This window comes from Ochrobactrum sp. Marseille-Q0166, from assembly GCF_014397025.1.
In the GTDB taxonomy this organism is placed as follows: Bacteria; Pseudomonadota; Alphaproteobacteria; order Rhizobiales; family Rhizobiaceae; genus Brucella.
This window is the reverse complement of record NZ_JACJUO010000002.1, coordinates 275,748-296,664: the sequence shown is the minus strand read 5'-3', so window position 1 is coordinate 296,664 and position 20,917 is coordinate 275,748. Positions and strand designations below refer to the sequence as shown.

Sequence of the window (20,917 nt, the reverse complement as noted above, 5' to 3'; positions counted from 1 at the left end):
ATGAAATATATCCCATTCATTCTCTTCACGGTCATGACCAACGCGGCAGCACAGTTACTGCTCAAGTATGGCATGATGACATTCAGTAATGCCAGCTATACGGCAGATACGCTGATTTACCGGATATTTCAGATTGTCTTTAATCCGTGGGTTTTCGCTGGCTTGACCATGTTCGTGATTTCCATGGCGTCACATATGTATGTGCTCTCAAAAGTCGATTTGTCTTTTGCATATCCTTTTCTGAGCCTTGCTTATGTTGCGGTTGCAGTTTTCGCGTGGCTTTTGTTCAAGGAAGAACTGGGTGCCTACAAGATCGCCGGTATCGCTTTCATCTGCATTGGAACAGTGTTGATCGCACAGAGCGGTAAGCCGCCGAAGGTCGAACAGAACGCGGCGGTTCATGACCGTTCGTCAGTCTAAATTTAAAAGTCGGGGCAGGATTATGAGACATATTATTTTCGGTGGCGATGGCTTTGTGGGGCGTTATCTAGCTCCCATGCTTCTCGCTGACGGGCACGAAGTGATCGTCGCAGACATCGTGAAAAGCGATCTCGCGCATTACGAACAAGCGACCTTCGTTTACACCGATGTGACCGACCCGGAATCCATCCGCAAGCTTGGGCTTCGCGGCGACGATATGGTCTATAATCTCTCCGCCAAAATGCTTTCACCGCTTCAGGTTCGGGCCAAGCGACACGATTTCTTTTTCCCGGTCAATTATTACGGCACGGAAAATATTATTCATGCAATGGACGAAGCAGGCGCAAAGCGTCTTGTCCATTTCACCACGGACATGGTTTATGGCCACACTTATGTTTGGCCGCAGAAGGAAGACCATCCCTGCAATCCGCTGGGCGAATATGGGCTGTCAAAGCTGAAAACCGAAGAATTGGCTGCTGAATGGCGCAAGCGTGGCATAAGTATTTCGCTGTTCCGTCCGCGTCTGATTATCGGGCCGGGACGCCTTGGTATTCTGGAAAAACTGTTCAAGCTGATTGATAACAACCTGCCTGTGCCGATGATTGGCTCTGGCAAGAATCCTTATCAGTTCATTTCCGTGTTCGATTGTGCATCCGCTTGCTATGCGGCTTTCAAGGCAGGCGTGCCGAATGAGGTTTATAATCTCGGCTCGCTCAATCCGCCACCGGTGCGCAAATTGCTTGGCGATCTGGTCAAGCACGCAGGCTCGAAATCCATTCTCGTTCCTACACCAGCCTGGGCGGTCAAGCGCACGCTGGATTTCCTTGATTGGCTTAACAGGCCTTTGATGGACCCGGAGCAATATCTGATTGCCGATGAGATGTGCATTCTCGATGTTTCAAAAGGCGAGCGGGAGCTCGGCTGGGTGCCGCAATATCGCGATGAAGACATGCTGATCGCAGCGTACAGTGAATATCACAAAAAGCTTGCACTGAAAGCAGCTTGAGGACAGACCATGACCAATCAAGTTATAACGAATAACACGCCCAAACCGAAGCTTCTGACGGTCGAAGATGCCAAGGCGCTTGATCTGCCACGCATGACAGAGCTTTTCACTGCACATCTTAATCCGGGGCAGCTGCATTTCATGAAACTGCTCGGTTTTCACAAAGTGAAAATCGAACGTGCCGAAGGCATGTATTATTACGACCAGAACGGCCGCAGAATTCTCGATTTCTTCGGTGGTTTCGGCTCTCTTGCACTGGGGCATAACCACCCGCGTATTCTTGAAGCGCGTCGCAAGTTTCAGGAAGAAATGCGACACGAAATCGCTATTGCTTTCATGTCGCAATATTCCACTGCCCTGGCCTATGACATTGCAGCCTGCTCTCCGGGCGATCTCGATATGGTGTATTTGGGCTCGTCCGGTTCGGAAGTCATGGAAGCGGCAGTCAAGGTTGCAGAACGTGCCGCAGGCCCGACGAAACCGAAGATTGTCTATGCAGAAAATTCGTTCCACGGCAAGACAAAGGGCGTGCTGTCCATTACTGATGGCGGACTTTATCGTGGTGAATTCAAGTTGGTCGACAATACGGTGCGCGTACCGTTCGGCGATATCGATGCCATTGAAAACGCGTTCCGCGCGGACCCGGAAATTGGCGTCATCGTTCTTGAAACCATTCAGGGCGGTGGGGGCATTATTCAGGCCGATGCATCATTCTGGCAGAAGCTGCGCCAGCTCTGTGATCAGTATGGTGTGGTTTGGGTAGCCGACGAAGTGCAGTGCGGTTTCGGTCGTACTGGCAAGTTCTATGCCTTTGAGCATTACGGCGTCATTCCGGATGTTACTGCCCTGGCCAAGTCGCTGGGCGGTGGCAAAACGGCGATGGCTGCAATGATTGCCAAGCGCGACGTCTATATGAAAGCCTATGGTACGCCGAAGACAGCAATGATCCATGCCATGGCAACTTTCGGCGGCATTGGTGAATCCTGCATCACCTCCATTGAAACGATCAATGTGCTTTACGATGAGCATCTCATTGATAACTCGGCAGAAACCGGCGAATATCTGTTGGAGCGCCTGAATGAGTTGCACGCACGCTATCCTAAACTGATCAAGGAAGTGCGCGGCAAGGGCATGATGGTTGGGTTGGAGTTCCATGACTTCTCCAACGCTATGCCAATGGTATTGCGCCCAGTGCTGGCTATGCTGGATGACAAGCTGAAAGGCTCGCTGCCGGGCTTTATCGGAAGTCATCTGCTGCGTGATCATGGCGTTCTGGTGGCTTTCACAGAGTATAATCGTAATGTGATCCGCCTTCAGCCGCCATTGATATGTAGTCGTGCGAATGTTGATGAGTTCATCGCAGCGCTTGATGAAATTCTTGGACGCGGCATTGTCGGTATCGTCAAGGATTTTGTAAAAGCGCAGATCAAGTAAAGAGAAAAGCCGGGCAATTTGCCCGGCTTTTTTATTGTTTGAGAATGCCGGGGCGTAGCAGTAAGTCCCAGCAAGGATCGAGCGCCACGACATCGCGATCTTTAAGCGCATCCGCATAGATATTCTGCAAAGCAAGGCGGGATGTCGTCATAGGGCATTTAGGCCGCAATACACCATCGGTTGCTGTAACCTCGGCCTTAACTTCATCTGTCATGGGTGGAACAGTGCGAAATGGATCTGCGCCGATTTGAATCTTCCGCGTGGCCGTGCGGTTAAGAAGCCATGGAAAAGGGTCTGTAAAATCAAGCGCCATCAGTCTGTTGAGCCGAATGTTGTGTTCACTCTCAAATCGTTTGATCGCCTTAACCGCTTCATCCACTGAAATGAGCCAGTACATCTGATAGTCGAGTTCAGAGTAAAGGCGCCAGCTTGGTAGCTGTCCCTGTGTTGCGAGAGCCTTATAAGGATCAGCATGTTCTGCGTAATGTTCTGGTAACAGTTTCGCACGCGCCATGATATCGGGTCTGGCAGAAACCTGGCTCATGTTTTTGAGCTCTGTCACTGGAGGAGTAACATAAGTTGGCGCAACGGCAATTGCACGCAAGGTCTTATGTGTAACTTTGGTGATGGTTGGAATCACACAGAAAGCGGACAGCGTCAGGAAGAGAATCTTGGCTTTGCCGTTTTTGTCGCGCAGCCGATAGTAAATCATCACGATGACGGGCCAGATGAAAAGGAATTCCTGGCCGCCTGTATTTTGTGTTTCAAGAATTATACCGCCCAGAAGAGTGACCGTCAGCCAAACTGAGCCTCGATCAAAAAAACGACTGGGTGAGAAATTTCCGCGAATTTCCTGCCAAACCAGCACAAGAATGAGAATGGCTGTTGGGAGCACAACGTCCAGCTTGCTTGATACAACAGTGAGAAAGCGCGGAAGCAATACGCTTTCATTAATCTCCAATAATTTTTTTATGTTAGAAAAATAGCCTGAAACAATGTGCGTGTTGAGCTCTAATCCTGCCAATATGGCGAGAACCATGAGGGTCGCGATAAAGACATTGAGGATAGAAATTCGGCCTGCCATCAATGCGATCAAGCCGAAAACTCCGCCGACCAGAAATCCGGTAATCTTTGTCAAAAACAGGCACAGCATTGTCATCGCACAAAAGATTGCTAGCTTTCGTCCATTCGCAAGAAAGAGCAATCCGCACATTAATACGTAAAGCAGTAGAGATGTTTGGCGGTTGTAAATGCCAAAGCCATCTAATCCCGGATAGGGTGTTTCGAACTGCGTATTTGCCGGGAAGAGGGCAAAAACCAGAAATGGTATGAGAAGTGCGAAGGCGCATACGCGATTTCGCTGCGCCAAATCCGACAAGGCTATTGCGATCAAAGGGGCTGCAACCGCAAGTAAAGACCATTGAGCAAGCAAAAGAGGTTGCGCATGTTTGAAGAGGTTTAATCCCCAAGCAAAGAGATAATAGCCCAATGGGCCAACGGGTGTAAAAAAATCGACTGACGGCGTCTGGCCAATATTTATGCGTTGAGCCGCATCAAGATAGAGATAGGTATCCCAATACATGGGGCCGATCGGCAATGTGATCGGCAGTGTCAGCAGCCACGCCGCCGCGATAATAGTTAGCAGAAGCCAGGTAGTCGGCATTCTAGCCACCCGAGCGGGCAAACACATTCTGTTCAGGGTATCAGGAACGGACTTTTTCAAAGCGTATCACTATTCAAAAAGTATCATTTGCATCGAAACCACGCATTCATAAGCGCAAATGCCGAATGAATGACAGCATTTTATTATGTGTCAATTATTTTTAACAACCTTTCGTTGAGCACTGTCGAATTGCGTCATAACTTTCAAACAATTTGCTTTACGTACCTCAAAGCGGGCGCTAAGGTTTGAATGCGAGGCTTTGGGAGGAGTTCACGTTGTATTCTAATATTCTCATTGATATTCATGTGTTTGCAATTTGCTGCGAAAGGCCTTGCGACAACGTTGTCCTTGGTGCTTGCATATGATTGCTGTCTCCAAAGAAAACGAAACACCGCTTCTTCAGGCTTTATCTCTTTCGAAGTCTTTTGGGCCAGTTCAGGTGCTCAAAGGTATTAACCTCAACATCTATGGTGGTGAGGTGCACGCGATTATCGGCGAAAATGGCGCCGGAAAATCGACGCTGATGAAGCTTCTTGCAGGCAATGAACGCCCGACGAGTGGCGAAATTCTTATTGATGGCAAGCCGATAGCTTTTTCTAATCCGGTAGAGGCGGAAGCACAGGGAATCGTGCTTGTGCATCAGGAGATTCTGCTGGCACCTGATCTGACGGTTTCTCAAAACATTTACCTCGGGCGAGAACTCGCAAATGGGCTTGTGGTCGATGACAAAGCCATGCGCGAAGGTGCACGTAAAGCCATCCGTGATCTGGGTGCGGATATTAATCCCGATGCGATTGTCGGCAATCTTTCGATTGCGCAGCGTCAGCTTGTTCAGATTGCGCGTGTGTTGCTTGTGCCGCATCGCGTGGTGATTTTTGATGAGCCGACTGCGTCATTGACTCCAGTTGAAACCGAGGCTCTTCTGAAGGTTATTTGCGATATTCGAGCCAAGGGTGTCGCAGTTCTTTATATCTCCCATCGTTTGCCAGAGGTGAAAGAGATATCGGATCGCGTCACTGTGCTGCGTGATGGAACACTCGTTTCTGCTCATATGGCGTCCGAGCTACAGCCCAATGATATGGCCCGCTTGATGGTGGGGCGCGATGTTGCGAAACTTTATCCGGATCGCGCAGCGCAACGCGGGCAGGAACAAGTTCTTGAAGTTCAAGACTTCGCGGTGCCGGGTTATGTCAAAACAGCAAGCTTTGCATTGCGCAGGGGAGAAATCCTGGGGTTTGCAGGCCTGGTTGGCGCAGGGCGTACCGAGCTTATGGAGGGCGTTGTCGGGCTTCGTCCGGGTAAGGGGCAGGTGCGTCATAATGGCAAGCCAGTCAATTTCCATAATGCGCATGAAAGTCTGTCTGCCGGCATCGCTTATCTAAGCGAAGACCGCAAGGGCAAGGGATTGTTGCTGACCAAGGATATAGGCATCAATCTGACACTTGCGTCGATCAGTAAATTTGTGCGCGGTTTGCAGATTGATCGGCGAAAAGAGAGTGCGGCGCTCGACGATGCGATTCAAGAGTTCGATATCCGTACGGGACGTAAAGATATTCTCGCCGGGCAGCTTTCGGGTGGAAACCAGCAAAAACTTCTGCTTGCGAAGATGATGATGCTTAATCCGTCCATTGTCATCATTGACGAGCCGACGCGTGGCATTGATGTGGGTACCAAAGAGCAGATTTATCAATTCATCGCTAATCTGGCCGATGAAGGCAAATCCATCATCGTTGTATCATCCGAAATGCCAGAATTGATCGGTATATGCGACCGGATCGTTGTGATGCGCGAGGGCAGGATCGCAGGCGAAGTTTCCGGCGAAACCATGACCGAACACGATATCGTTGTTCTGGCAACAGGCGTCAGCGCTGAAGAAGCGGCATAAAATAAAGGTAAGTAAATGACTGACGTAGCGACCGACAAAAGCAGAGTGCCAAAGACATCTCGTGACTGGGATTTACGAGCAATTGCACCTTTCATTGCTCTGCTTTTGCTGCTTGTTCTGGGTACGATTGCCAATCCAAATTTTATCAGCATCGACAATTTGCTGAATGTTGCGACGCGTAGTGCCTTTATTGCTATCATCGCGCTCGGCGCGACGTATGTTATCTCGTCCGGCGGGCTTGACCTTTCGGTTGGCGCTATGGCCGCTTTTGTCGGCAGTATCATGATCATGTTCATGAACAGCGGTGCTATCGCTGATCCGGTCATGATGCTGATTGCCGCGGTGCTTCTGGCCGTTGTTGTCGGTGCTCTTTGCGGGCTGACCAACGGATTGATAACGACTCTGGGCGGGATCGAGCCGTTTATTGCGACGCTTGGAACGATGGGCATTTATCGTGGTTTGACGACATGGCTGTCTCAGGGCGGAGCTATCACGCTGCGCAACCCTGAAATTCAAGCACTGTATCGCCCGGCCTATTTTGGCTCAGTTTTTGGCGTACCCATTCCCGTCATTGCGATTTTTGTAACTGCTGCGATTGCTGCCTTCGTGCTTTATCGTACGCGTTATGGACGCCATGTCATCGCGGTTGGTTCAAGCGAAGACGTGGCCCGTTATTCGGGTATTTCTGTCAAGCGTGTTCGTACGATTGCTTACGTCGTCCAAGGGCTTTGTGTCGCTGTTGCGGTGCTGCTTTATGTTCCGCGTCTCGGTTCCACTTCTGCGACGACTGGCATGTTGTGGGAGCTTCAGGCAATTACAGCGGTTGTTGTCGGTGGTACGGCATTGCGAGGAGGCATCGGTCGTGTCTGGGGCACGATCTGCGGTGCCTTCATTCTCGAAATCGTCGGCAATATCATGCTGCTTTCGAATTTTATCAGCGAATATCTGATCGGCGCCATTCAGGGGGCGATCATTATCATTGCAATGCTGGTCCAGCGGTCGCTGGCGCGACGATAAACCGTGGCGCAACGCGTAGCGTTTCTGCGCCACGGAGGTCAAGTTTGGCGGGATTGAAGGGGCGGTCCGGTCACAGAGGTAAAGCCCCCTGTATATTTGGGAGGAAAGAATGCGAGGAAAATTTCTAGGTTTTGCTTTTGCTGCTTTGGCAGCTGGAGCCTTGGCGTTTACCAGCGCGGCAAGTGCGCAGGATAAGAAGGTGACGATCGGCGTATCTATTCCGGCTGCTGATCATGGCTGGACGGCCGGTGTTGTCTATCATGCAGAACGTGTTGCCAAACTCTTGATGCAGGAGCATCCGGGCCTCAACGTTATTGTTAAGACATCACCAGATGCAGCCAGTCAGGCAAATGCTTTGCAGGATCTTGCCGTGCAGGGGCTTGATGGGCTTGTCGTATTGCCGACGGATCCCGATCCACTGGTCAATGCTATCAAGGAAATCAAGGATAAGGGTACTTTCGTAGCTCTTGTCGATCGTGCTCCGAGCAACAATGATAATTCCATCCGCGATCTTTACATCGCAGGCAATAATCCGGCTCTTGGTCAGGTCGCTGGCGAATACATCGCAAAAAATACCCCTGATGCTCAGGTCGTCGTTATTCGCGGCATGCCTATCCCTATTGACCAGCAGCGCCAGGATGGCTTTGACAAGGGTATCGCTGGCTCAAACGTCAAGGTTCTTGACCGCCAGTATGGCAACTGGAACCGCGACGACGCGTTCCGTGTCATGCAGGACTTCCTGACAAAGTACCCGAAGATCGATGTTGTCTGGTGTCAGGATGACGATATGGCTGTTGGTGTGCTCGAAGCGATCAAGCAGGCCAATCGCGACGATATTCAGTACATCATTGGTGGTGCTGGCTCTAAAGACATGATCAAGAAGGTCATGGATGGCGACAAACTTATGCCAGTGGACGTTCTTTATCCGCCTGCGATGGTTTCAACAGCCATGCAGCTGGCCGCCGGACATTTTTATGATCAGGTTCCTGTGAGCGGTGAATACATTCTCGATGCCACACTGATCACAAAGGATAATGCCGAGCAGTTCTACTTCCCGGATTCTCCTTTCTGACTTTCTGCTGCGCGCCCGCTGGTCGGGCGCGTATCTGTATTGCCCTGATTTACGTTTGAGTTTCATTTGGAGGACTTTTGATGAAAACGATCAAAGGGCCCGGGATTTTTCTCGGGCAGTTTGCGGGCGACGAAGCGCCCTTTAACACATGGGACGGTATTACCAAATGGGCGGCTGAAAAAGGCTATGCAGGTGTGCAGGTTCCCACCTGGGCAAGCCAGTTGATCGATCTGAAGAAGGCCTCGGAGTCTAAAGATTATTGTGATGAGTTCGCCGGTGTCGCGCGTGAAAACGGTGTAGAGGTCACCGAGCTTTCGACGCATTTGCAAGGTCAGCTTGTCGCCGTACATCCGGCCTATGATGAAGCATTTGATGGCTTTGCGGCGCAGGAAGTGCGCGGTAATCCGAAAGCGCGTCAGGCATGGGCGGTTGAGCAGGTCAAAATGGCAATCCGTGCTTCCCGCAATCTGGGTATTGGTGCGCATGCCACATTCTCAGGCGCTTTGGCGTGGCCGTTCATCTATCCTTGGCCGCAGCGTCCGGCTGGTCTGGTCGAGACAGCGTTTGATGAGCTTGCGCGTCGTTGGCTGCCAATCCTTGATCATGCGGATGAGCATGGCGTCGATATTTGCTACGAAATCCATCCCGGCGAAGATCTACATGATGGCGTGACGTTTGAGATGTTTTTGGAGCGGGTTAAGAACCATCCGCGGGCAAACATGCTCTACGATCCTTCGCATTATGTGCTGCAATGTCTCGATTACCTCGACAATATCGACATTTATAAAGACCGCATCAAGATGTTCCACGTCAAAGACGCCGAGTTTAATCCGACGGGGCGTCAAGGCGTTTATGGTGGCTATCAGGGCTGGGTTAATCGCGCTGGCCGCTTCCGTTCGCTGGGGGATGGTCAGGTCGATTTTGGTTCTGTGTTCTCGAAAATGGCAGCCAATGATTTTGACGGCTGGGCTGTTGTCGAATGGGAATGCGCGTTGAAGCATCCTGAAGATGGTGCACGTGAAGGGGCTGAGTTTGTGAAGCACCATATCATCCGTGTCACCGAGAAGGCATTTGACGATTTCGCAGCCGGCGGCACAGACGATGCTGCCAATCGACGTATGCTGGGGCTTTGAGGAACCACGATGACCATTGAAGCAAAAACCAAAGAAACAGCCAATCCACGCATTCGGCTTGGTATGGTTGGCGGTGGTGCAGGGGCCTTTATCGGTGGTGTGCATCGTATGGCTTCGCGGCTGGACAATCGTTTTGAACTGGTGGCAGGCGCCTTGTCCTCTTCTGCGGAAAAAGCACAGGCTTCGGGACGGGAACTTGGCCTTGCCGAGGATCGTATCTATTCGAGTTATAAGGACATGGCGATCCGCGAGGCGCGGCTCAAAAATGGCATTGAGGCGGTTGCTATCGTGACGCCAAATCATGTGCATTATGACGCTGCCAAGGAGTTTCTACGCCGAGGCATTCATGTCATCTGTGACAAGCCGCTGACCTCGACCTTGGCGGATGCAAAGAAGCTCAAGAAAGTGGCTGATGAAAGCGGTGCACTTTTTGTGCTTACCCATAATTATACCGGCTATCCGATGGTTCGGCAGGCGCGCGAAATGATTGCCAATGGTGAGTTGGGTGATCTGCGGGTGGTACAGGTCGAATATGTGCAGGACTGGCTCACGGAAGCGGTTGAGGAGACCGGCGCCAAGGGTGCCGTCTGGCGTACTGACCCGGCGCAATCGGGTCTTGGTGGTGCAACGGGTGATATCGGCACGCATGCGTTCAACCTTGCATCCTTTGTCACTAACCTCACGCTTGAAAGTCTGGCTGCTGATCTCGACAGTTTTGTGCCGGGGCGTCGTCTGGATGACAATGCGCATGTGATGCTGCGTTTTGCAGGTGGAGCCAAGGGTATGCTCTGGTGCAGCCAAGTGGCGCCAGGGAATGAAAATGGTCTTCGTTTGCGTGTCTATGGTACCAAGGGCGGCATTGAATGGGCCCAGGAAGACCCAAACCGGCTGTGGTTCACACCGTTTGGTGAACAGAAGCGCCTCATCACCCGCGGCGGTGCGGGCGTTGGCAATGCAGCGACACGTGTTACACGTATTCCAGCAGGGCATCCGGAAGGTTATCTGGAAGCCTTTGCGACGATCTATACTGAAGCAGCTCACGCCATTCAGGCGCGACGTGATGATACGAGGCTCGACACGGCGGTCATCTATCCCACGGTTGATGATGGCGTCAAAGGCGTCGCATTCATTGATGCCTGTGTCCGCTCATCAAACAAGAACGGCGGATGGGTAAGCCTCTGACGCGGAATGAAACTGAAAACGCCGCCATATATGGCGGCGTTTTTATTTGAGCGATTAGGCATGACCAATGGCTCGTTTGTGCCGCCGTAGAAAAGCCATCTTGATTTCATGTTTGCACAGGGTGTGCCTGATACAACCGACGCAATGATCTGTCGGTGCTGTAGGGGGTGCGAATTCAAAGCTATTCGAAAGCATCTGCCATGCAGAAGTTCCGCCCTGTGATTGCCAGTGGGCCACTGTGCCTTTTGACGGCACTTTACGTCCTTATTTTCACAAACATCTCGTTCTGGCGAGCAATCGGTTCCTATTATGCCGATTCTCCTTGGAGACTTGTGGGCATTGCAGTCGCGCTTCTTGCGCTGCACGTGGCGTTGTTCGTGTTCTTTTCGGCAAAATTTATCATCAAGCCGATGCTGATCCTGTTTGTGTTGATCGCGGCGGGCGGCTCTTATTTCACCGATACTTTCGGAACCATCATCGACAAATATGTCGTTGAAGCCGCACTCACGACCACGAAAGCCGAGTCCGGCGCTCTGCTTACGCCAAGCTTCCTGTGGCACATGTTGATTTTTGGTGTTGTCCCATCGCTGTTGATCGCATGGGTGCGCGTCAAGCATCGACCTATTCTCGGCAAGCTGATGGTAAACACAGGTGTCATCCTCGCCTGTTTGATTGTTTCAGTCACCATACTTGGGTCGAATTATGCGGCTTATTCATCGATGTTTCGTGAGCATGGCGCTGATATCATGCAGAAACTCATGCCAAGCACCCCCATTGCCAGCACAATTCAATATGTCTCACATGTTTATAAAAACCGCACTATTGTTATGCAGCCGCTCGGCGTCAATGCCAGACAAACATTGACACAATTGCCGGCCGGAAAAAAACTGGTGACAGTGGTGGTTGTCGGTGAAACTGCGCGTGCACAGAATTTCAGCCTCAACGGTTATGCGCGTGAAACTAATCCTGAATTGAAACAGCAAGGCGTTATTGCCTTCACCAATACGACGAGTTGTGGGACGGAAACTTCCGTTTCTGTGCCTTGCATGTTTTCGCCTTTCACCCGTGAGGATTATTCCAGCACCAAGTTCCGTGGCTCCGAAAATCTGATGGATGTGCTCAAACATGCAGGTGTGCAGACGAGTTGGTATGAGAATAACACCGGCAGCAAGGGTGTTGCTGAACGCATAAAGCTCATCGATCTGCAAGGTGCGCAGGACAAGCGCTATTGCGAAGGGGGCGAATGTCTCGATCAGATACTGATCGACAGCCTGTCGAAAGAACTGAGCGAAACTACCGGCAATGCGACAATCGTTTTGCACATGACGGGTAGCCATGGCCCAGCCTATTACAGGCGATATCCGGCTGAATATGCGGGTTTCAAGCCTGATTGTCGTTCAAATGATTTCGTTAAATGTTCACAGGAAGAGATCGTCAATGCCTATGACAATTCGATCCTCTATACGGATCATATTCTGTCTGAAGTGATCGATCTTCTCAAAGCGCATGAGGACAAGTTTGCTTCAGCCATGATCTATATGTCCGATCATGGCGAGTCACTTGGTGAGGACGGTCTTTACCTTCATGCAGCGCCCTATTTCATTGCACCGTCGCAGCAGACACATATACCGTTTATCACCTGGTTTGCGCCGGAATATGCCGCCGACACTGGTCTCAATGCCGATTGTCTGCGCAAGACAACGGCAGAGCCTTCCTCGCATGATAATGTGTTTCATACCGTGCTTGGTATGATGGCGGTCAAAACGTCTGTGTATGACCAGAAGTTGGACCGTTTTGCTACCTGTCGTGCACCACATGATGTGGCTTTAAACTAAATAAAAACCCCGCTCATTGAGCGGGGTTTTTTTGCTTCGTGTATGATCAAACGTATCGGTTGACGACATTTTCCAGATATTCCTGACGGCCAGATTTTGGCTGCGGGTTGATATCCTTGTTGACGACTTCCTGAGCAAGTTCTTCCAGCGAAACGCCGGCTGAGATTTTTTTACCGAAATCACCCGACCAGCCAGCATAGCGTTCATCGAGGGGCTTGCTCAACGCGCCATCCTGTATCATGCGGGCAGCAGCCTTGAGGCCACGTGCACAGCAATCCATGCCGCCAATGTGGCCGATCAACAGATCCTGTGGATCAAGCGACTGACGACGCAGCTTGGCGTCGAAATTGGTGCCGCCATTCTTGAAACCACCATCCAGCAGAACCTGATAATAGGCCAGCGCCATTTCCGGCACATTGTTCGGGAACTGATCTGTATCCCAGCCCGACTGGTAGTCATTGCGGTTCATGTCGATGGAACCGAGAATGCCAAGGCTGCGGGCCAGTGCCAGCTCATGCTCAAACGAATGGCCCGCGAGAATGGCATGGCCCTGTTCTATGTTGACCTTGACTTCGTTTTCCAGACCGTAGCGCTTGAGGAAACCATAAACCGTTGCGACATCATAATCATACTGATGCTTGGTTGGTTCCTGCGGCTTTGGCTCAATCAGGATCGTGCCTTTGAAGCCGATCTTGTGCTTGTACTCAACCACCATGTTCAGGAAGCGGCCCATATTGTCGAGCTCGCGTGTGAGGTCGGTGTTGAGCAGGGTTTCATAACCCTCACGACCGCCCCAAAGCACGTAATTGTCGCCGCCAAGACGCTTGGTCGCGTCAAGACAGGTTTTAACAGTTGCGGCTGCAAAGGCAAACACTTCCGGATCAGGATTGGTCGCAGCGCCTGACATATAGCGGCGATGCGAGAAGAGATTGGCTGTGCCCCACAAAAGCTTGATGCCGGTCTCGGCCTGCTTGCGCTCGAAAATATCCACAATCGCTTCAAGGTTCTTCGTGTTCTCAGCAAAGTTATTGCCTTCCGGGCGCACATCGGCGTCATGGAAGCAATAAAAAGGTGCTCCGAGAAGCGAGAAGAACTCAAAGGCCACATCGGCCTTCAGCTTCGCAGCCTCAAGACCATCCTTATACCAAGGTCGGTCGAAGGTACGTCCGCCGAAGGGGTCGCCACCTTCCCATGCAAATGTATGCCAATAGGCGACTGCAAAGCGAAGATGATCTTCCATGCGCTTGCCAAGGACGATCTCGTCTGGATTGTAGTGGCGGAATGCCAGCGGATTGTCGCTGTCAGGTCCTTCGTAACGTATTTTCTGAATGTCGCCGAAAAATCCGGTGCTCATGATGCTCCTCCAATGTTGAAGATTTGTCGCTTTGTCCTTGCTTGTTAAGAAAGCGGACGCAGCGCGGGATATAGTGCGTGGTAACGGTGATAAGCCTCGTCATATGACGAGATCAGCGCCTGTTCAGGCTCGATGGTCTGCGCGGTTCGCGGTGGCGTGCAGATTGCAAACGGATCAACGCCGCTGGCGGCAATCAGACCTAGCCGCGCCGCACCGAATGCTGCGCCAAAATCACCTTCTTCAGGCAGAGAAATCGGTACATTCAACGCGGTTGCAATAGATTTGAGCCAATAGGCGGAACGCGATCCACCGCCCACTGCGATAAGTGATTTGATCTCCGTGCCGGCTGATTGCAGCGCAACGAGATTGTCACGTATGGCAAAGGCTACGCCTTCAAGCACGGCCTGTGTCATCGCCTTACGGTCTGTCTCGTGATCCAGACCGCTGAAAACACCACGAATTTTTGCGTCGTTATATGGGGTGCGTTCGCCGGAAAGGTATGGCAGGAATGTTGTGATACCGGGAGCATTCAGCTTGTCGCCAAGCTCTCCATCAAGAGCTTGTGCACTGGTGCCTGTGATGCGCGAAAACCAGTCGAGGGCGCTGGCGGCTGACAAAATGACGCCCATCTGATGCCAAGTGTGGGGAAGTGCATGACAGAACGCGTGGACCGCACTTTCAGGCTTTGGCTGATAGGCGCCATTCGCTGCAAACAGCACACCTGATGTACCGAGCGAAACGAATGCATGACCGGGCTGTACAGTTCCCATGCCACATGCAGAGGCTGCATTGTCGCCAGCGCCACCTGCAACGACAGGGGCGTTCGAAATTCCCCAACGCGCGGTAAGTTCAGCCCGCAAAGTACCGGTGGCGTCGCTGCCCTCGGCAAGTTTCGGCATGTGGTTTTCGGTCAATCCGGTCTTGGAGAGCAGTTCGGATGACCATTTGCGTGCGCCGGTATCAAGCCAGCTTGTTCCAGCGGAATCTGACATGTCGGAGACATATTCGCCTGTCAGCCAAAGGCGCAGATAATCTTTTGGCAGGAGAATCTTGCGGGTGCGCGAGAAAATATCCGGCTCATTGCGAGAAACCCACACGAGTTTGGGCGCGGTGAAGCCTGGGAAAACGATATTGCCGGTAATTGCGCGGAAAGCCGGGTCAGCGTCGAGCTCTGCCGCTTCCTTATAGCTGCGCGTATCGTTCCACAAAATGCAGGGGCGAAGCACTTTATCATTTTCATCAAGCAGTGTTGCACCATGCATCTGGCCGGACAATCCGATACCTGCAATGGCTGCAAATTCTTTTGGATGCGTTGCGCGCAGGCCATCAATGGCTGTTTCACAGGCCTTGATCCATTGTGCTGGATCTTGCTCGCTCCAACCCGGGTGCGGACGAGAAACGTCGAGTTCACCATGCGCGGAGCCAACAACCCTCTGCTCGCCATCGATCAGAAGTGCCTTTACGCCGGATGTTCCAAGATCAAGCCCGAGATACATATTTTCTCCAGTCGGATTGTCGGTTCACCTGCAACTCAATCGAGTTGTGGCAGGTTGTCTTTCAGAAAAATTTCGATGCGGATATGTTCCTGGCCCTGCACAATCGCGAGGCGATCCGCCGTTGCTTTCAGAACACGAATGGCACTGCGAATTTCATGCCCCGCATCCTGTGCCAACACAGCATGAACAAGGCCGTCCCTCAGCGCTTGCGATGTGACACCGTCACGTTCATGCGCGATGACCAATGGCCTGTTGATGTTTTTCGAAGCGGCAAGCGCGCGCACAAGTCCGCTATTCCCTGCGCCCAAACTGTAAATTCCGGAGAGGTTTTTGTGTTTTTCGAGAAGTTCAAGAGCGAGTTTCTCAACGCGCGCGCTCTCATCGAAGCCTTCGAGAACAGGCAGGATCTTGTGCCCGGAAAAATCGGTTTCCATGGCACTTCTAAAACCCTCAAATCGCTCCTGATGGTCATGTACTTTCAGCGAACCAGCGATAACGGCGATGGCACCGCTTTTACCACTGGCAAAGAGGCCGAGCAAACGTGCCGCTGTCCGACCGGCTGCGCCGTTATCTATACCGACATAATGGGCACGCGTTGAGAGGCCAAGATCAGAAACAATTGTCACCGCGTGGATGCCAATTTCTGTCAGTCTTGCACAGGCTTTGCGCACCGGGTCCGTGTCAACGGCAACAAAGGCGACGCCGTCAGGTTTGCGCTCGGCGCTTTCATTCAACGCTTTTACAAGGGCAGCTTCATTAAATGCCGGAACGAGAATCAGATTGATCAAAATACGTTCGGAAGGCCCACGCTCCATCGCTGCCATAAGCTCGGCGCGCAGACTTTGCATGAAGGTGTTTTCATTATCCGGCAAAATAAAATCAAACTGGTACAGCCTGCCACGTGCCAGATTGGCTGCGCCCACATCGCGCACATAGCCAAGTGTATTCATCGCGTCGGTCACCCGTTCGCGGGTTTTCGCTCTGACGCCGGGGCGATCATTGAGCACACGGTCAACCGTGGCAAGACTGACGCCTGCAGTTCTGGCTATATCATGCACAGTGGGTTTCATGCTCACTCCTCGCAGCGGAACATAGGAGTAAAAATGAGGTACGTAAATCAGAAAAATGCTTGCTATTCATTTTTGTTCGAGTATCAATTGCAACCGAGGATAGGAGCCATGCATATTGCCGATGGTTCTGCTGGAGTGGTCTTGGTGCTGAGCACCGTAGGGAGGATCAGCCAGATATAAGTCGTTAGTTGTCTCCCTTGGAGGCTTCTTTGTTGTGCCAAACTCCGTGGGCGGTTTTGTTCGGGGCGAGGTCTTGTATCAGCCGGCATGTCGCTGGTGGTTATTGGAGGAATGTGCATGAAACGTCGTAATTTTCTGACAGGTGCGTTGGTCGCCGCAGCTCTTGGCCTTGGCGCAATGGGGACCGCGCCTGCTTTCGCTTCTCCGGAAAACCCGGTTATCGGTTTTTCTATCGATGATCTGCGTGTTGAACGCTGGGCGCGTGACCGCGATTATTTTATCGCTGCAGCAGAAAAACTGGGTGCCAAGGTCAACGTTCAGTCGGCTGACGGAAATGAAGAAAAGCAGGTGAAGCAGGTTGAAAACCTGATTTCTCAGGGCGTTGATGCCATTGTGATCGTGCCGATGAACTCCAAGGTTTTTGATGCTGTGGTGGCCGATGCAAAGGCTTCCGGTATCAAGGTTCTTTCCTATGACCGCCTTATCCTGAATGCCGATATCGATGCTTACATTTCCTTTGATAATGAGCGTGTTGGCTTCATGCAGGCAGAAGCCGTGCTGAAAGAAAAGCCGGAAGGTAATTATTACCTGCTCGGTGGCTCACCGACGGATAACAACGCCAAGCTTCTTCGTGCCGGTCAGGAAAAAGCGCTGAAGGAAGCAGTCGATTCCGGTAAGGTCAAGATTGTTGGCTCGCAGTGGGTCAAGGAATGGAGCCCGACCGAAGCGCTCTCCATCATGGAAAATGCACTGACTGCAAACCAGAACAAGATTGATGCTGTTGTTGCGTCAAATGACGGCACTGCCGGCGGTGCAATTCAGGCTTTGGCCGCACAGGGTCTTGCAGGTAAAACCGCTGTCTCCGGCCAGGATAGTGATCTCGCTGCCGTAAAGCGCTTGGTTGACGGTACGCAGACCGTGACTGTTTACAAACCTCTCAAGCTCATTGCTGAAGAAGCTGCGAAGCTTACGGTTCAGCTGGTTCGTGATGAAAAGCCTGAGTTCAATGGCAAGATCGACAATGGCGCGAAGGAAGTGGATACTTTGCTTCTCACGCCTACTGCTGTGACCAAAGACAATGTCGACGTCTATGTGAAAGACGGCTTCTATACCAAGGAACAGATCGAAGGGAAGTAAATCCCATTCGTTTCAACTTGGAAATAAGCTGATGGATCAGGCGCCGGATATTGTTTTTCAGGCGTCTGATCTTCAGCAAATCTCAGTTGGCCTCGCCATGACAACGCTGTCTTTGGCCAATTGACGCCCGGTAATTGCTGGAAGGTCGTTTATTTATGTCCGAATATCTTTTGGAAATGCGAAACATCAGTAAGGATTTCAACGGTGTAAAGGCGTTGGATGGAATTTTTCTGAAGGTGCGCCCGGGAGAATGCGTCGGACTTTGCGGTGAAAATGGTGCAGGTAAATCGACACTGATGAAAGTGCTTTCTGGTGTTTATCCCTATGGTACATGGACCGGTGAAATATTCTGGGAAGGCAAGGAGCTGAAAGCTGCTGGCATTCGCGATACCGAAGAAGCCGGCATCGTGATTATCCATCAGGAACTGATGATGGTGCCGCATTTGTCGGTAGCCGAGAATATTTTTCTCGGTTCAGAGCCGACGACTGGCGGCTTCATCGATTATGACCAGATGAATGCGAGGGCAACCGAATTACTCGCACGCCTCAAGATTTTTGATATCAATGTCGCTCTGCCGGTTTATCATTACACAGGTGGCAAACAGCAGCTCATTGAAATTGCGAAGGCAATCAATAAGAACGCCAAGCTTCTTATTCTCGATGAGCCGACTTCCGCGCTAACATCATCAGAGACCCGTATTCTGCTTGATCTGATCAAGGATTTTAAAGCGCAGGGCATGGCCTGCGTTTATATTTCCCACAAGCTGGATGAAGTTGCGGAGATTTCAGACACGGTGACAGTCATCCGCGATGGCGCACATATTGCGACGCGTCCGATGGCAGAACTGACAACACCTGACATTATTACGATGATGGTCGGGCGTGAAATGAAAAACCTTTTTCCGCGCGAGCCACACGATATTGGTGAAGTGATTTTTGAAGCCCGCAATGTGAGTTGCTGGGGAGTGACGAATCCTGATCGCAAAGTGGTCGATAATGTATCGTTTGAGTTAAGGCGCGGCGAGATTTTGGGCATTGCAGGACTTGTGGGGGCAGGGCGTACCGAGCTCGTGTCCAGTCTGTTTGGTGTCTGGCCGGGTGCTCATCAGGGGCAAGTCTTTCTTGAAGGCAAGGAAGTCAAAATCCGTAGCCCGCGTGATGCTGTGCAGCAGGGTATTTGTATGGTGCCAGAAGATCGCAAGCGAGATGGCATTCTGCCCATCATGCCTGTTGGTCATAATATGACGATTTCTGTTCTTGATCGCTTTTCCCTGCGCGGTTTGCTCGACAAGGAGGCCGAACTTGCCACCATTCAGCGCGAAATCCTGCGCTTGAAAGTGAAGACAGCCGATCCAATGTTGGCCATTGCATCGCTATCAGGGGGCAATCAACAGAAAGCTGTCCTTTCAAAAATGATGCTGCCGGATCCGAAAGTTCTTATTCTTGACGAACCGACACGTGGTGTCGATGTCGGTGCGAAATATGAAATCTATAAGCTGATATTTGCACTTGCCAAGCAAGGTGTGGCCATTTTGATGGTGTCGTCGGAAATGCCGGAAGTGTTGGGCATTAGCGATCGTGTTCTTGTTATTGGCGAGGGCAAATTGCGCGGCAACTTCCCGAATGAAAATCTCACCCAAGAGAGGGTACTTGCCGCTGCTATCGGCACACCCGAAGCCAATGCCGCCTAGCTTATCGAGAACTGAACCAAATTAACTTACTGTTTTTACGCATTATTCTACGCAAAAACACTTCCTACTTTTGCTGGAAATGCTCTACTCTAATCGGTGCATGACATGACGTTGACAGGCAAAAGCCTCAGAAAATTTCTATCGGAATATAAGATCGTGGCGTTGTTGATCGTCGTCGCTTTGATCTGGGCATTCTTCGCCATCATGACTTATGATCCTGAAATGGGTCGCTCGCAGTTTTTGACAGCGCGAAACTTCTCAAATCTCCTGCGCCAGATGGCAATAACCGGCATGTTGGCCTCGGCGATGGTGTTCGTTATCGTTGCAGGTGAAATCGACTTGTCTGTCGGGGCTTTGCTGGGCCTTTTGGGCGGCGTCGCGGCGGTACTCGACGTCATCTATGGCTGGCCATTATGGGCGACAATCAGTACCGTATTGGTTCTGGGCGTTATTCTGGGTGGCTTTAACGGCTGGCTGACAGCTTATCTCGGAATCCCATCCTTTATTGTCACACTTGGTGGGCAGTTGGTATTTCGCGGTATCGTGCTGGGCATCATGGGTGGTGTCACCATCGCGCCGATCTCATCAGATTTCAAATATCTGGGACAAGGATATTTGCCTGAGTGGTTCGGCAATATCTGCGCGATAGCTCTGTTTGCCGTACTGATATTGATCACTTTGAGAACGCGTGCCAGCAAGCGTAAACACAACCTGCAAATGCTGTCGCCCGCGATGGAAATTGCGCGACTTGTCGGCACAGGCATTCTTATCCTCGGGTTTATTCTTATCCTTAACAGCTATCAGGGCGTGCCATTTCCGGTTCTCGTTCTGCTGATTATCCTTGGTGTATTTACTGTCATCTCGCGACAGACCGTATTTGGACGGCATATTTATGCTGTCGGCTCCAATCTTGAGGCTACCCGGTTCTCCGGGGTCAACGTAAATTTCGTCAAGATGGCGGTGTTTGCGCTGATGGGGCTGATGGCTGCTGTTGCAGGTTTGACCACCACCGCACGCCTTGCGGCCGGCACACCTTCAGCTGGCTTCGGCGGCGAGCTGGATGCAATCGCGTCCTGCTTTATTGGTGGAACATCGATGCGGGGCGGTGTCGGTTCAGTCATTGGTGCGCTGGTCGGTGCGCTCATTATGTCGAGCCTCGACAATGGCATGTCGATGCTGGGTGTCGATACATTCTGGCAGCAGATAATCAAGGGCAGTATTTTGGTGCTTGCCGTATATCTCGATATCGTATCGTCAGGTACGCGCCGCGCTTAATGGAAGCGGGGCAGCTTTGATACTGGCGGGGGCGTGTCGCGCAAAATCCTGGTGGTTTTGCGCGACA

The 20,917-nt window shown here is 51.5% G+C and carries 16 protein-coding genes; 12 read left to right on the top strand and 4 right to left on the bottom strand.

Annotated elements, in window-relative coordinates; all coding sequences use genetic code 11:
- The 3 genes from H5024_RS12545 to H5024_RS12535 are packed head-to-tail and all read left to right on the top strand — an operon-like array spanning position 1 to position 2,860.
- Positions 1–420, top strand: a complete 420-nt coding sequence (locus H5024_RS12545; RefSeq protein WP_187547313.1) for an EamA family transporter — start codon at positions 1–3, stop codon at positions 418–420.
- A 22-nt stretch (positions 421–442) separates the two neighbouring features.
- A complete protein-coding gene (locus tag H5024_RS12540; protein WP_187547311.1) occupies positions 443–1,426 on the top strand; it encodes an NAD(P)-dependent oxidoreductase in 984 nt (327 codons plus the stop codon).
- A 9-nt stretch (positions 1,427–1,435) separates the two neighbouring features.
- Positions 1,436–2,860, top strand: a complete 1,425-nt coding sequence (locus H5024_RS12535; protein ID WP_187547309.1) for an aspartate aminotransferase family protein — start codon at positions 1,436–1,438, stop codon at positions 2,858–2,860.
- A 31-nt stretch (positions 2,861–2,891) separates the two neighbouring features.
- Here H5024_RS12535 and H5024_RS12530 read toward each other — a convergent pair whose 3' ends face one another.
- On the bottom strand, positions 2,892–4,523 hold the full coding sequence (locus H5024_RS12530) for a hypothetical protein (RefSeq protein ID WP_247875278.1): 1,632 nt from the start codon (positions 4,521–4,523) through the stop codon (positions 2,892–2,894).
- 361 nt (positions 4,524–4,884) lie between these two features.
- Between H5024_RS12530 and H5024_RS12525 the strand changes: the two genes are divergently transcribed.
- The 6 genes from H5024_RS12525 to H5024_RS12500 all read left to right on the top strand — a co-directional run bounded on the left by H5024_RS12525 (position 4,885) and on the right by H5024_RS12500 (position 12,647).
- Positions 4,885–6,408 (top strand): sugar ABC transporter ATP-binding protein, encoded by a 1,524-nt coding sequence (locus H5024_RS12525; RefSeq protein ID WP_187547307.1) that lies wholly within the window; start codon positions 4,885–4,887, stop codon positions 6,406–6,408.
- Between the two features lie 15 nt (positions 6,409–6,423).
- Positions 6,424–7,425, top strand: a complete 1,002-nt coding sequence (locus H5024_RS12520; RefSeq protein WP_187547305.1) for an ABC transporter permease — start codon at positions 6,424–6,426, stop codon at positions 7,423–7,425.
- A 109-nt stretch (positions 7,426–7,534) separates the two neighbouring features.
- A complete protein-coding gene (locus tag H5024_RS12515) occupies positions 7,535–8,497 on the top strand; it encodes a substrate-binding domain-containing protein (RefSeq protein ID WP_187547303.1) in 963 nt (320 codons plus the stop codon).
- A gap of 80 nt (positions 8,498–8,577) precedes the next feature.
- Positions 8,578–9,630: a sugar phosphate isomerase/epimerase gene (locus tag H5024_RS12510; RefSeq protein ID WP_187547301.1), complete on the top strand. Its 1,053-nt coding sequence runs from the start codon at positions 8,578–8,580 to the stop codon at positions 9,628–9,630.
- A gap of 9 nt (positions 9,631–9,639) precedes the next feature.
- On the top strand, positions 9,640–10,812 hold the full coding sequence (locus H5024_RS12505; RefSeq protein WP_187547300.1) for a Gfo/Idh/MocA family oxidoreductase: 1,173 nt from the start codon (positions 9,640–9,642) through the stop codon (positions 10,810–10,812).
- Positions 10,813–11,012: 200 nt separating this feature from the next.
- Complete coding sequence (locus tag H5024_RS12500; RefSeq protein WP_187547297.1) at positions 11,013–12,647, top strand: phosphoethanolamine--lipid A transferase; 1,635 nt, start codon at positions 11,013–11,015, stop codon at positions 12,645–12,647.
- Positions 12,648–12,693: 46 nt separating this feature from the next.
- Here the strand turns inward: H5024_RS12500 and xylA are convergent, their stop codons facing one another.
- From xylA to H5024_RS12485, 3 genes are read right to left on the bottom strand one after another with little or no spacing between them, the layout of a single operon-like run.
- Complete coding sequence (gene xylA / locus H5024_RS12495; RefSeq protein WP_187547295.1) at positions 12,694–14,001, bottom strand: xylose isomerase; 1,308 nt, start codon at positions 13,999–14,001, stop codon at positions 12,694–12,696.
- 44 nt (positions 14,002–14,045) lie between these two features.
- Positions 14,046–15,497 carry a xylulokinase gene (xylB, locus tag H5024_RS12490; RefSeq protein ID WP_187547293.1) on the bottom strand — a complete coding sequence of 484 codons (1,452 nt, stop codon included), beginning with the start codon at positions 15,495–15,497 and terminating at the stop codon, positions 14,046–14,048.
- A gap of 35 nt (positions 15,498–15,532) precedes the next feature.
- Positions 15,533–16,567, bottom strand: a complete 1,035-nt coding sequence (locus tag H5024_RS12485) for a LacI family DNA-binding transcriptional regulator (RefSeq protein ID WP_187547291.1) — start codon at positions 16,565–16,567, stop codon at positions 15,533–15,535.
- Between the two features lie 297 nt (positions 16,568–16,864).
- On the opposite strand from H5024_RS12485, the gene xylF reads away from it, so the two are divergent.
- From xylF to H5024_RS12470, 3 genes are all read left to right on the top strand, one after another.
- Positions 16,865–17,884, top strand: a complete 1,020-nt coding sequence (gene xylF, locus H5024_RS12480; RefSeq protein WP_187547289.1) for a D-xylose ABC transporter substrate-binding protein — start codon at positions 16,865–16,867, stop codon at positions 17,882–17,884.
- A 155-nt stretch (positions 17,885–18,039) separates the two neighbouring features.
- Positions 18,040–19,575: a xylose ABC transporter ATP-binding protein gene (locus H5024_RS12475; protein ID WP_187547287.1), complete on the top strand. Its 1,536-nt coding sequence runs from the start codon at positions 18,040–18,042 to the stop codon at positions 19,573–19,575.
- Between the two features lie 105 nt (positions 19,576–19,680).
- On the top strand, positions 19,681–20,850 hold the full coding sequence (locus tag H5024_RS12470; RefSeq protein ID WP_187547285.1) for a sugar ABC transporter permease: 1,170 nt from the start codon (positions 19,681–19,683) through the stop codon (positions 20,848–20,850).
- The last annotated feature ends 67 nt before the right edge of the window (positions 20,851–20,917 follow it).

Bases quoted from the DNA above. Each gene is read 5' to 3' on its own strand.
- H5024_RS12535 (WP_187547309.1), top strand. From the start codon at position 1,436: ATGACCAATCAAGTTATAACGAATAACACGCCCAAACCGAAGCTTCTG.
- xylB (WP_187547293.1), bottom strand. From the start codon at position 15,497: ATGTATCTCGGGCTTGATCTTGGAACATCCGGCGTAAAGGCACTTCTG.
- xylF (WP_187547289.1), top strand. From the start codon at position 16,865: ATGAAACGTCGTAATTTTCTGACAGGTGCGTTGGTCGCCGCAGCTCTT.
- H5024_RS12500 (WP_187547297.1), top strand. From the start codon at position 11,013: ATGCAGAAGTTCCGCCCTGTGATTGCCAGTGGGCCACTGTGCCTTTTG.
- H5024_RS12515 (WP_187547303.1), top strand. From the start codon at position 7,535: ATGCGAGGAAAATTTCTAGGTTTTGCTTTTGCTGCTTTGGCAGCTGGA.
- H5024_RS12530 (WP_247875278.1), bottom strand. From the start codon at position 4,523: ATGCCGACTACCTGGCTTCTGCTAACTATTATCGCGGCGGCGTGGCTG.
- H5024_RS12475 (WP_187547287.1), top strand. From the start codon at position 18,040: ATGTCCGAATATCTTTTGGAAATGCGAAACATCAGTAAGGATTTCAAC.
- H5024_RS12510 (WP_187547301.1), top strand. From the start codon at position 8,578: ATGAAAACGATCAAAGGGCCCGGGATTTTTCTCGGGCAGTTTGCGGGC.
- H5024_RS12525 (WP_187547307.1), top strand. From the start codon at position 4,885: ATGATTGCTGTCTCCAAAGAAAACGAAACACCGCTTCTTCAGGCTTTA.
- H5024_RS12470 (WP_187547285.1), top strand. From the start codon at position 19,681: ATGACGTTGACAGGCAAAAGCCTCAGAAAATTTCTATCGGAATATAAG.
- H5024_RS12485 (WP_187547291.1), bottom strand. From the start codon at position 16,567: ATGAAACCCACTGTGCATGATATAGCCAGAACTGCAGGCGTCAGTCTT.
- xylA (WP_187547295.1), bottom strand. From the start codon at position 14,001: ATGAGCACCGGATTTTTCGGCGACATTCAGAAAATACGTTACGAAGGA.
- H5024_RS12520 (WP_187547305.1), top strand. From the start codon at position 6,424: ATGACTGACGTAGCGACCGACAAAAGCAGAGTGCCAAAGACATCTCGT.
- H5024_RS12540 (WP_187547311.1), top strand. From the start codon at position 443: ATGAGACATATTATTTTCGGTGGCGATGGCTTTGTGGGGCGTTATCTA.
- H5024_RS12505 (WP_187547300.1), top strand. From the start codon at position 9,640: ATGACCATTGAAGCAAAAACCAAAGAAACAGCCAATCCACGCATTCGG.
- H5024_RS12545 (WP_187547313.1), top strand. From the start codon at position 1: ATGAAATATATCCCATTCATTCTCTTCACGGTCATGACCAACGCGGCA.